Genomic DNA, 9,318 nt, shown 5'->3' on the forward strand with positions numbered 1-9,318 from the left:
AGGTCGGCCGTTCGAGCCGGCGCGACCCGTGGCCCGGACAGCTGCTGGCGCAGCTTCCGGGCCGGTCATGTTTCAGGTCTGCCCGTCCCGGCTCTCCGCTTCGCTTCGGCCGGGATGACAAGGGCGCAGCTACATACTCACGCCCAACGCATCTCCGGCACAGCGCGGAGTTCAGTCGCCTTTCGACCGGTCCTCGGTCGGCAACACATGTGGAAAGTATTCCCGGTCCCAGTCGTCGGGTCGGACCATGACCTTCAGATGGTCCATCGCGACCTCATCCGGGGGCGTAGGCTACGGCTCGCAGTTCTTCGCCGCCCCAGTTCGGCGACATCATATGGAGTGGTCGTTTGTCCGACTCAGGGCGGACAGCTCCCGGATCAACGCCTGAACACCCGCCTCGTTGGCGTAGATGCGCACCTCCCCGGATTGGCCATCTCCGGAGGCGTCCATGGTCACGGTGATCCTGGGTTCTGACATCGCTACATCCTGAACACGCCGAACGTCGTCTCCGGGATCGGGGCGTTCAGACTGGCCGAGATCGCCAGCCCGAGCACGTCCCGGGTCTGCACCGGGTCGATGACGCCGTCGTCCCAGAGGCGGGCGGTGGCGTGCCAGGGGTTGCCCTCGTCCTCGTATTTCCGGCGGATCGGGGCCTTGAAGGCCTCGGCCTCCTCCTCGCTCCAGCCGTCGGCGTCGCGATGGACGGCGGCCAGCACCGCCGCCGCCTGCTCGCCGCCCATCACCGAAATGCGGCTGTTCGGCCAGGTGAACAGGAAGCGCGGGGAGTAGGCCCGGCCGCACATGCCGTAGTTGCCCGCCCCGAAGCTGCCGCCGATCAGGACGGTGAATTTGGGAACCTCGGCCGAGGCGACGGCGGTGACCAGCTTGGCGCCGTTCTTGGCGATGCCTTCCGCCTCGTATTTGCCGCCGACCATGAAGCCCGAGATGTTCTGCAGGAAGACCAGCGGGATCTTGCGCCTGCAGGCCAGTTCGATGAAATGGGCGCCCTTCAGCGCGCTTTCCGAGAACAGCACGCCGTTGTTGGCGAGGATGGCGACCGGATAGCCCCAGATGCGGGCCAGGCCGCAGACCAGGGTGGCGCCGTAGAGGGCCTTGAACTCGTCGAACTCCGAGCCGTCGACCAGACGGGCGATGACCTCGCGCACGTCATAGGGGGCGCGGACGTCGTCGGGGATCAGGCCGTACAGCTCCTCGGCGTCGAAGGCGGGGGCGCGCGGTTCGCGCACGTCGAGGTCGACCCGTTTCACGGTGTTGAGGCCGTCGACGAGGGTGCGGACGATCTCGAGCGCGTGCTCGTCGTTGTCGGCGACATGGTCGACCACGCCGGACTTGCGGCCGTGGGTCTCGGCCCCGCCCAGTTCCTCGGCCGAGATGATCTCGCCGGTGGCGGCCTTCACCAGCGGCGGGCCGGCGAGGAAGATGGTGCCCTGGTTCCTGACGATCACCGTCTCGTCCGACATGGCCGGGACATAGGCCCCGCCGGCGGTGCAACTGCCCATGACGCAGGCGATCTGGGCGATGCCCTTGGCCGACATGCGCGCCTGGTTGAAGAAGATGCGGCCGAAATGGTCGCGGTCGGGGAAGACCTCGGCCTGGTGCGGCAGGTTGGCCCCGCCGGAATCGACCAGATAGACGCAGGGCAGGCGGTTCTGTTCGGCGATCTCCTGGGCGCGCAGGTGTTTCTTCACCGTCATGGGGAAATAGGCGCCGCCCTTCACCGTCGGATCGTTGGCGACGATCATCACCTCGCGGCCCGAGACCCGGCCGACGCCGCAGATCATGCCGGCGCCCGGGGCCTCGCCCCTGTACATGCCGTTCGCGGCCAGCTGGCCGATCTCCAGAAAGGGCGAGCCCGGGTCCAGCAGCCGTTCGACGCGGTCGCGGGGCAGCAGCTTGCCGCGGGCGAGGTGGCGCTGGCGGGAGGTCTCGGGACCGCCGAGGGCGGCCTGCGCCACCCTTTCGCGGAGCTCGTCCCGGAGGGCGCGATTGTGGGCGTCGAGGGCCCTGAAGGCCGGGCTGTTCGGATCGACGGCGGAGGTCAGCTTGGGCATGGGGCCGGTTTAGGCGGCTTCGGGGCGGCGGGGAAGTTAGAGGGCCGCGTTTCGGGAGAGTCGTTCGAGGCCGGCAGGGCTGGTTCGTCACAAAGGACACGAAGGGGCGCGAAGAACACAAAGGGACCTGCGTCTCGATCGCGCGAAGCGCCTCTAATCCTTCGAACGGATGAACGCCTGCGGCGCCACGAGCTCCGTACCTTCGTGTCCTTCGTGAATCCTTCGTGTCCTTTGTGACGAACCAGTCCCGCCAGACCGGATGCACCACCCGAACGCGCGCCCGGCGAGAAGGCCGGCTTATGTCGGCTCTCCGCAAATCCAGTTGACCCCGCCCTCACGCCGTGGCCTGTCGCGCGGCCCATGACCGTGCTCAGCCTCCAGACCCGCGCCACCCTGAACGACCTGCTGCACCTCGCGTGGCCGGTGGTGCTGGCGCGCATCGGCATCATGACCATGGGGCTGACCGACGTCATCGTGGTCGGCAATTTCTCGGGACTTGAGCTGGCCTACAGTTCGCTGGCCCTGGCCCCGACGGCGACCGTGGTGACCACGGCGGTCGGGCTGATGATGGGGGTGCAGGTGATGACCGCCCGCTTCCTCGGCGAGGGCCGGCGGGAGGAGGTGGGGGCGGTGCTGCGCCGGGGCCTGGCCTATTCGCTGCAGCTGGGGATCGCGTCGATGCTGGGACTGATCCTGGCCGGCCCGTGGGCGATGGGCCGGCTGGGGCTGGCCGAGGGGCTGGCCGGGGGGACGTCGCCGGTGCTGGTGGTGTTCGCCCTGTCGATGCCCGGCTATCTGGTCAGCGTGGCGGCCCAGTTCTTCCTCGAGGCCCTGCACCGGCCGCGGGCCGGCATGTGGGCCATGTGGGTGGCCAATGGCGTCAACCTGGCGCTGAACCTGCTGCTGGTGCCCGACCTGCTCGGGATCGGGCTGGACGGGGCGGTGGCCTCCGCCTGGGCGACCTTCTTCGCGCGGACCTCGCTGGCGGTGTTCCTGATCGTCTACATCGTGCGCCTGCCCGAGGCGCGGGAGATCGGCGTGTTCCGGCGGCCGGCCCGCGATGCCGCGGCCGAGCGCGAGCAGCGCAGGATCGGCTACGGGGCCGGGTCGAGCCATTTTATCGAGGCCGGGGCCTTCGCGGCCCTGATCCTCATCGCCGGCCGGCTGGGGGCCGTCGAGACCGCCGCCTGGACCATAGTGCTCAACGTCTCGGCCATCGTCTTCATGGTCCCGATGGGGCTGTCGGCGGCGACGGCGGTGCTGGTCGGGCGCGCCTACGGGGCGGGCGACGGGCGCGGCGTGCTGCGGGCCGGCCTGGTCGGGATCGGCGTGGTCAGCGCCCTGGCCCTGCTGGTGGCGCTGGCGCTGTGGCCGACGGCGCCGTGGGTGGCCGCCGCCTACAACCGCGACCCGGCCCTGCTGGCGGCGGTCGTGCCGGCGCTGGTGCTGGCGACGCTGTTCTTCGTCGCCGACGGCATCCAGGTGGTCTCGGCCGCGGCCAACCGCGCGGCCGGCGACGTCTGGTGGCCGACGATCATGCATTTCGGGGCCTACATCCTGGTGATGATGCCGCTGGGCTGGGGGCTGGCGCACGCGATCGGGGTCGACGGCCTGGTCTGGGCGGTGATCCTCGCCAGCCTGGTGTCGGCGGTGCTGCTGACCGGGCGGTTCGTCAGGGTGGCAAGGCGGCTTGTGTAGGGACCAGGGGCCAGGGGCCAGGTTCCAGGGAAGGGCCGGGGGTTGCGATATCGCCCGACCCTCGCCACTAACCACTGCACCCTAGCCCCTAGAACCTAGCCCCTGGTCCCTCGGATTCCATGTCCCGCATCCTGATCACCTCGGCCCTGCCGTACATCAACGGCGTCAAGCATCTGGGGAATCTGGCCGGGTCGATGCTGCCGGCGGACGTCTGGGCGCGGTTCAAGCGCGGGCAGGGCCATGAGGTGCTCTACATCTGCGCCACCGACGAGCACGGCACCCCGGCCGAGCTGGCCGCCGCCGCGGCCGGACAGGACGTGCGCGCCTATTGCGACGAGCAGCACGAGATCCAGAAGGCGGCGGGTCAGGCCTTCGGCCTCAGCTACGACTGGTTCGGACGGTCGTCGAACCCGCCCAACCACCGGCTGACCCAGCATTTCGCCGCGGTGCTGGAGGCGAACGGCCTGATCGAGGAGCGGCTCGACCGGATGATCTATTCGGTCGACGACGCCCGCTTCCTGCCGGACCGCTATGTCGAGGGCACCTGTCCGCACTGCGCCCATGTCGGCGCGCGTGGCGACCAGTGCGACAACTGCGGCCGGCTGCTCGACCCGACCGAGCTGATCGACCCCTATTCGGCGGTGTCGGGCTCGCGCAATCTCGAGGTCCGGGACACGCGGCACCTCTATCTGCTGCAGACCAGGCTGGAGCCGCGCATCCGGGCCTGGATCGAGTCGAAGACCGACTGGCAGACCCTGGCCAGGTCGATCGCCCTCAAGCATCTCGACGAGGGGCTGATCGACCGCGGCGTCACCCGCGACCTGAAATGGGGCGTGCCGGTGGTCGGGCCGGACGGCGGCCCGCGTCCCGGCATGGAGGGCAAGGTCTTCTACGTCTGGTTCGACGCCCCGATCGAATACATCGGCGCCACCGAGGAATGGGCCGAGGCCACCGGCCGGACCTGGCGCGACTGGTGGCGCACCGACGAGGGCGCCGACGACGTGCGCTATGTCCAGTTCATGGGCAAGGACAATGTCGCCTTCCACACGGTCAGCTTCCCGGCCACCCTGCTCGGCTCGGGCGAGCCGTGGAAGACGGTCGACACCCTGAAGGCCTTCAACTGGCTGAACTGGTACGGCGGCAAATTCTCGACCAGCCAGAAGCGCGGCGTGTTCATGGACCAGGCGCTGGAGCTGCTGCCGGCCGACTACTGGCGCTGGCGCCTGACCGCCTATGGGCCGGAACATTCCGACTCGGCCTTCACCTGGGAGGATTTCCAGGCCTCGACCAACAAGGACCTGGCCGATGTGCTGGGCAATTTCGTCAACCGGATCGTGAAGTTCGCCGAGTCGAAATTCGACGGCGTGGTCCCGGACGGCGGCGAGCCGGGGCCGCTGGAGGCCAGGCTGGAGGCCGACCTCGCCGCCGGCGTCGCCGAGGCCACGGCCGCCTTCGAGGCCATGGAGTTCCGCAAGGCCTGCCAGGCCGTGCGCGCCGTCTGGGTGCTGGGCAACGAATATCTGCAGGAGGCGGCCCCGTGGACCGCGTTCAAGACCGACGTGGAGCGGGCGGCGGTCGGGGTGCGCACCGGCCTGAACCTGGTCGCCCTGTTCGCCCGGCTGGCGGCGCCGGTGATGCCGTCCTCGGCGGAGAGGATCGCCGCCTCGGTGGGGGCGACAGATCTGAGCTGGCCGGCGGCGGACGAGGCCCTGCTGGACGTGCTGCCGCGCGGCGCGGCGGTGGCGGCCCAGGGGGTGCTGTTCACCAAGATCGAGGACGCCCAGGTGGCGGAATGGTCGGAGCGCTTCGGCGGGGCCGAGGGCTGACGGCTCCGCCGGCTCGTGCTAAAGTGACCAACTAGATGGTCAGGAGACGCACGATGAACGCCATCAATCTCGCGGAGGCCAAGGCGCGGTTGAGCGAACTGGTCGACCTGGCCCAGCGCGGCGAGGTCGTCGAGATACTGAAGCGCGGCAAGCCGGTGGCGCGCCTGATCGCCGCGTCGCCCGAAAAATCCCGGATCAACATCGAAGACCTCCGCAAGGCCACCGATGGCCAGCGGGAACAGACGGAATCCGCAGGCGACTTCATGCGCCGCGTTCGCGACGGCTACCGTTACTGATGATCTACGTCGACACGTCGGTGCTGGTCGCCGCCCTGACGCGCGAGCCCGCCAGCGAGAGAACGCAGGCCTGGATGTCCGATCAGGACGCTGGCGTTCTCGCCATCAGCCATTGGACGCGCGTGGAGTTCGCCGCCGCCCTGCGCTTCAAGCTGGCGACGGATCAGATCGACCAGGGGCAACGGGCCGCGGCGACGACGCAGTTCGCCGAGATCGCCTCATACGGCCTGACCCTCTGGCTGCCGGAAGCCGAGGATTTCGAGGAAGCGGCGCGGCTCGCGGCGAGCGACGCCTTGGCTCTAAGGGGCCCCGACGCGCTGCATTTCGCCATGGCGTGGCGACGCGGCGCGGCCCTCTGCACCCTGGACAACGGATTACGCCATGCCTGCGACGTTTTCGGCCACCCGGCCGTCCGGCCCTGGACCCATCCTGCTGCCGATCGGTCGTGAATCGGCGTGTCAGGGAGCGGGCGCCGTCCTTTCCGCCGGGGCCGGAATCGTCCGCGCCGGAGGCGCCCCCTCCGGCGACGGCTCGCCATGGGTCGGGGCGGCGCCTTCCGCCTCGCCGGGCGCGCCTTGCAGGTGGTGGGCCGCCTCCGCCTCGCCGATGTCGAGGAAGGCGGGGGCGGCGGCGTTGAATTCCTCCATCCGGTCAGTCCGCACGATCACCGACCTGGCGCCGTCCCAGACCATGTGCAGGGCGACGTACAGGACGATGGCCAGGCCGAGGTAGCCGATCCAGCGATGGCGGTGCAGCAGCCGGGCGATATAGGTCGCCGCCACGCCCATCAGGCCGATCGACAGCACCAGGCCGAAGACCATGATCCACGGATATTCGTAGGCCGCGCCGGCCACCGCCAGCACATTGTCCAGCGACATGGTCACGTCGGCGATCATGATCTGCAGCAGGGCGGCGCCGAAGCTCTTGCGCCTCAGGCCCAGCTCCTCGGGCGACGGACCCTTGCCGTGTTCGATGCTGAGGGCCAGTTCGAGCTCGTGCTCGGCCTCGGCCTGGTCGTGGGTGGCCCGCTCGCGCAGTTCGCGCCACATCTTCCAGCACACCCACAGCAGCAGCAGGCCCCCGGCCAGCAGCAGGCCGATGACGGCCAGCAGCTGCACGGTGACCAGGGCGAAGCCGATGCGCAGGACGACGGCCGCGATCAGGCCGATCAGGATGGCCTTCTTGCGCTGCGCCTGCGGCAGGGCGGCGGCGGCCAGGCCGACGGCGACGGCGTTGTCGCCGGCCAGCACCAGGTCCATCATCACGACCTTGCCGAGGGCGCTCAGTTGCGAGGCGAGTTCGGGGGAGGAGAGGAAATCCATGGCCGCGCTCTAGGGCAGCGAGGGGCGGTTCCGCAAGCGGTCAGGCTCGCCTTCATCCAATGGTGAAGATGCGGTAAGGTGACCCAATGACCCGCGACAACATGCTGGCCCAGCTCAGAGACCTCAAGCCGTGGCTGGAGGAACGCGGCATCGTGAACCTGCGGCTGTTCGGCAGCTATGCCCGTGACGAGGCGGGGCCCGACAGCGATGTCGATCTGCTGGTCGATACGTCCCGGCCTCTGGGTTTGGAATTTCTTACAGTGGAGCGCCTGCTGGGGGAGCGGCTGGGGCGAGCCGTGGAATTCTGCTCGGTCGAGGTGATGCATCCAAAAATTCGCGCCAAGGCCGAAAGAGAGTCCGTTGCCGTTTGAGGAAACGGACAGCATCCATCTGGACGAGATGCTGGACACAGCCGACCGGCTTAAGCGGCACCTTGTCCAGACTTCGGCTGAGACATTCGAGAGTGACGCGCTGGCCTATGACGCGGTCCGCATGTGCTTGCTCCGGATCGGAGAGGGCGCGCGGTTGCTGTCGGACGCGGCGAAGGCCGAACTGCCCGACGTGCCATGGCCTGATGTGGTTAATCTCAGACACCGCATTGCACACGGATACAGCCATCTGCGCGTCGGCGTGATCTGGGTTACGGCGACGGAGAGTGTTCCGATGTTGGCGAACGCCTTGGCCGGATTGCGCGGCAGGATCGGTTAGCCGCCCTGTTTCCGCGTCGCCTCATACAGGGCGATGGCGGCGGCGTTGGAGACGTTCAGGCTCTCGAAGCCGCCGGGCATGGGGATGCGGGCCAGGACGTCGCAGTGCTCGGCCACCAGCCGGCGCACCCCGTCGCCTTCGGAGCCCATGACCAGCACCGTGGGCTGGCCGTCCAGCGTGTCCTCCAGCGTCTGCTCCGCCGCCCCGTCCAGCCCGACGGCGCGCCAGCCGAGATCGGCCAGCCGCTCCAGCGCCCGGCTCAGATTGGTCACCCGCGCGCAGGGCAGGCGCTCGGTCGCCCCGGCCGCGGCCTTGGCGAGTGCGCCCGCGAGCGCCGGCGAATGGCGGTCCTGGACCACGACGCCGCGGGCCCCGAAGGCGAGGGCCGAGCGGAACACGGCCCCGACGTTCTGCGGGTCGGTGACCTGGTCGAGCATGACGATGACCCCGGCCGCCGGCTCGGCGAACTCCTCCAGCGCCACGCCCTCCAGCGGCGGGACCTTGAAGGCCAGGCCCTGGTGCGCGGCCCCGGCCGGCAGCATCCGCGCCAGCGCCGGCCCGTCGACGATCTCGGCCCGGTGGCCGTTGGGGGCCAGCCGCTCGCGCTCGATCTCGGCGGCGCGGTCCTCGGTGGCCAGCAGCCGGCCCATGCCCCTGCGGGCCGGATTGGCCAGCGCCGCCAGCACCGGGTGGCGGCCCCACAGCCAGTGGTCGGCGTCGACCCTGGGCCGGCGCTCGCGGGGGGCGGATTCGGCGGCCGCGCGGGCGGCCGGATTCGGCGTCCAGCCGCCGGATTTCGGCCCCTCGGGACGGCCCCGGAAGCCTTGCTTTTTACCGGTTTTCCGGTCGTTGCGTTCTCTGGTCGACGACACTATAAGACGCCCTCCGATTTGGGGCCCAAGGGCATTCCGGGTCAGGCGCCTCCTCTAGACCAGGGATTGCCGGACTTCGAAGGCTTTTGTTCGAGAACGGTCTTTTCGACCGCTTTCGGGCGTTCCGGATCGGTCTTCACATCGCGCGCGGGGGAATGTCCCGAGCGGCAAAGGGGGCGGACTGTAAATCCGCTGCGTAAGCTTCGCAGGTTCGAGTCCTGCTTCCCCCACCACGCGCTGTCGAAGACCGGACCGGTTCGGACCTCGAGGAGGCCGGGTGCGAAGGTCAGGTTCCCTGCGGGGCTTGGCCGACGCAGTCTCCGCGCGGGTATAGCACAATGGTAGTGCAGCAGCCTTCCAAGCTGAGGATGTCGGTTCGATCCCGTCTACCCGCTCCAATTTTCTCTCGCTGACCACCGCCCCTCCAGGGCCACAGGAGTTTTGGCCATGGCCAAGGAAAAGTTCGAACGCACCAAGCCGCACTGCAACATCGGCACGATTGGTCACGTGGACCACGGCAAGAC

The 9,318-nt window shown here is 69.2% G+C and carries 11 protein-coding genes and 2 tRNA genes; 9 read left to right on the top strand and 4 right to left on the bottom strand.

The window, feature by feature from the left end; all coding sequences use genetic code 11:
• Nucleotides 1–330: 330 nt before the first annotated feature.
• Together Q0588_RS08450 and Q0588_RS08455 are read right to left on the bottom strand one after the other, a co-directional pair.
• Nucleotides 331–477 (bottom strand): hypothetical protein, encoded by a 147-nt coding sequence (locus tag Q0588_RS08450; RefSeq protein WP_298745495.1) that lies wholly within the window; start codon nucleotides 475–477, stop codon nucleotides 331–333.
• Nucleotides 478–479: 2 nt separating this feature from the next.
• Nucleotides 480–2,072 (bottom strand): carboxyl transferase domain-containing protein, encoded by a 1,593-nt coding sequence (locus Q0588_RS08455; RefSeq protein ID WP_298745497.1) that lies wholly within the window; start codon nucleotides 2,070–2,072, stop codon nucleotides 480–482.
• A 360-nt stretch (nucleotides 2,073–2,432) separates the two neighbouring features.
• Between Q0588_RS08455 and Q0588_RS08460 the strand changes: the two genes are divergently transcribed.
• The 4 genes from Q0588_RS08460 to Q0588_RS08475 all read left to right on the top strand — a co-directional run bounded on the left by Q0588_RS08460 (nucleotide 2,433) and on the right by Q0588_RS08475 (nucleotide 6,341).
• Nucleotides 2,433–3,770 (top strand): MATE family efflux transporter, encoded by a 1,338-nt coding sequence (locus Q0588_RS08460; RefSeq protein WP_298745499.1) that lies wholly within the window; start codon nucleotides 2,433–2,435, stop codon nucleotides 3,768–3,770.
• A gap of 119 nt (nucleotides 3,771–3,889) precedes the next feature.
• Nucleotides 3,890–5,596, top strand: coding sequence for a methionine--tRNA ligase (metG, locus tag Q0588_RS08465; protein ID WP_298745501.1), 1,707 nt, complete (start codon nucleotides 3,890–3,892; stop codon nucleotides 5,594–5,596).
• Between the two features lie 53 nt (nucleotides 5,597–5,649).
• On the top strand, nucleotides 5,650–5,892 hold the full coding sequence (locus Q0588_RS08470; RefSeq protein WP_298745503.1) for a type II toxin-antitoxin system prevent-host-death family antitoxin: 243 nt from the start codon (nucleotides 5,650–5,652) through the stop codon (nucleotides 5,890–5,892).
• The gene (locus Q0588_RS08475) at nucleotides 5,892–6,341 is read left to right on the top strand and encodes a type II toxin-antitoxin system VapC family toxin (protein ID WP_298745505.1); all 450 of its coding nucleotides are present in this window, start codon (nucleotides 5,892–5,894) and stop codon (nucleotides 6,339–6,341) included. The genes Q0588_RS08470 and Q0588_RS08475 overlap by 1 nt, the downstream gene beginning before the upstream one ends.
• Nucleotides 6,342–6,350: 9 nt before the next feature.
• On the opposite strand, the gene Q0588_RS08480 is transcribed toward Q0588_RS08475, so the two are convergent.
• Nucleotides 6,351–7,214 (bottom strand): YjbE family putative metal transport protein, encoded by an 864-nt coding sequence (locus tag Q0588_RS08480; protein ID WP_298745507.1) that lies wholly within the window; start codon nucleotides 7,212–7,214, stop codon nucleotides 6,351–6,353.
• Between the two features lie 86 nt (nucleotides 7,215–7,300).
• Between Q0588_RS08480 and Q0588_RS08485 the strand changes: the two genes are divergently transcribed.
• Entirely contained in the window at nucleotides 7,301–7,585 is a 285-nt protein-coding gene (locus Q0588_RS08485) for a nucleotidyltransferase domain-containing protein (protein ID WP_298745509.1), read from the top strand.
• Nucleotides 7,575–7,922: a HepT-like ribonuclease domain-containing protein gene (locus Q0588_RS08490; protein ID WP_298745510.1), complete on the top strand. Its 348-nt coding sequence runs from the start codon at nucleotides 7,575–7,577 to the stop codon at nucleotides 7,920–7,922. Before Q0588_RS08485 ends, Q0588_RS08490 begins: the two co-directional genes overlap by 11 nt.
• On the opposite strand, the gene rlmB is transcribed toward Q0588_RS08490, so the two are convergent.
• A complete protein-coding gene (gene rlmB / locus Q0588_RS08495) occupies nucleotides 7,919–8,794 on the bottom strand; it encodes a 23S rRNA (guanosine(2251)-2'-O)-methyltransferase RlmB (RefSeq protein ID WP_298745511.1) in 876 nt (291 codons plus the stop codon). The two genes, Q0588_RS08490 and rlmB, sit on opposite strands and share 4 nt — an antisense overlap.
• A 149-nt stretch (nucleotides 8,795–8,943) precedes the next feature.
• On the opposite strand from rlmB, the gene Q0588_RS08500 reads away from it, so the two are divergent.
• From Q0588_RS08500 to Q0588_RS08510, 3 genes are all read left to right on the top strand, one after another.
• A tRNA-Tyr gene (locus tag Q0588_RS08500) sits at nucleotides 8,944–9,027 on the top strand.
• Between the two features lie 91 nt (nucleotides 9,028–9,118).
• Nucleotides 9,119–9,192 (top strand) — tRNA-Gly (locus Q0588_RS08505).
• A gap of 49 nt (nucleotides 9,193–9,241) precedes the next feature.
• Nucleotides 9,242–9,318 (top strand): hypothetical protein (locus Q0588_RS08510; protein WP_007443273.1); only part of this gene is annotated, 77 nt, incomplete at its 3' end.

Source organism: uncultured Brevundimonas sp. (assembly GCF_937870815.1).
Lineage (GTDB): Bacteria > Pseudomonadota > Alphaproteobacteria > Caulobacterales > Caulobacteraceae > Brevundimonas.

Coding starts and splice junctions, on each gene's coding strand:
- Q0588_RS08450 (WP_298745495.1), bottom strand. CDS start 477: ATGTCAGAACCCAGGATCACCGTGACCATGGACGCCTCCGGAGATGGC.
- Q0588_RS08455 (WP_298745497.1), bottom strand. CDS start 2,072: ATGCCCAAGCTGACCTCCGCCGTCGATCCGAACAGCCCGGCCTTCAGG.
- Q0588_RS08460 (WP_298745499.1), top strand. CDS start 2,433: ATGACCGTGCTCAGCCTCCAGACCCGCGCCACCCTGAACGACCTGCTG.
- metG (WP_298745501.1), top strand. CDS start 3,890: ATGTCCCGCATCCTGATCACCTCGGCCCTGCCGTACATCAACGGCGTC.
- Q0588_RS08470 (WP_298745503.1), top strand. CDS start 5,650: ATGAACGCCATCAATCTCGCGGAGGCCAAGGCGCGGTTGAGCGAACTG.
- Q0588_RS08475 (WP_298745505.1), top strand. CDS start 5,892: ATGATCTACGTCGACACGTCGGTGCTGGTCGCCGCCCTGACGCGCGAG.
- Q0588_RS08480 (WP_298745507.1), bottom strand. CDS start 7,214: ATGGATTTCCTCTCCTCCCCCGAACTCGCCTCGCAACTGAGCGCCCTC.
- Q0588_RS08485 (WP_298745509.1), top strand. CDS start 7,301: ATGACCCGCGACAACATGCTGGCCCAGCTCAGAGACCTCAAGCCGTGG.